The sequence below is a fragment of the Kitasatospora nipponensis genome, assembly GCF_039528135.1.
Taxonomy (GTDB): domain Bacteria; phylum Actinomycetota; class Actinomycetes; order Streptomycetales; family Streptomycetaceae; genus Kitasatospora; species Kitasatospora nipponensis.
Map to the genome: position 1 here is coordinate 1 of NZ_BAAALF010000879.1, position 606 is coordinate 606.

Annotated in this window: 1 protein-coding gene; it reads right to left on the reverse strand. The window is 72.3% G+C overall.

Annotated elements, in window-relative coordinates:
• Positions 1 to 606, reverse strand: a 606-nt coding sequence (locus tag ABD323_RS43835) for a DUF2637 domain-containing protein (protein ID WP_344447584.1), incomplete at both ends; no start/stop codon positions are given.

Here is a 606-nt window from a genome sequence, read left to right on the forward strand (position 1 = left end):
TCGCGGACCTCCTCGACCGCCTCGTCCAGGCTGCGCACGTTCTCCAGCAGCATCAGCGACCAGGCCGCGTAGGTCTCCAGCGGGGCGCGCAGCCAGCGCACGATGCGGATCTGCGGCAGCGGGCGCGGCACCAGGCCCTGCTCGCGCAGGGCGGCCCGGCGGGTCTGCTTGAGCGCCCGGTCGAAGAGGACGGCCGCGGAGATGGACATGCCCGAGAAGAACTGCGGGGCGCCGTCGTGGGCCCCGCCGCGCGGCGCGTGCACCCAGTTGAACCAGGCCGAGGCGATCGCGAAGACCCAGACCAGCAGGCGCGAGCCGAGCGCGGCGTCACCGTGGCTGGCCTCGCGGACCGCGAGGACCGAGCAGAACATCGCCGCCCCGTCGAGGCCGAAGGGGACCAGGTACTCCCAGCCGCCGGACAGGCCCAGGTTCTGGATGCCGAAGCCGACCAGGCCGTGGAAGGAGAGCGCGGCCGCGACACCGGCGCAGCAGAAGAGCAGGACGTACGAGGAGATCCCGTAGATCATCTCCTTGCGGCGGCGGCGCTCCTCGGTGCGCTCCCAGGAGTCTCCGCTGTCCTCGGCCTTGGTGGCCTTGAAACGCAGG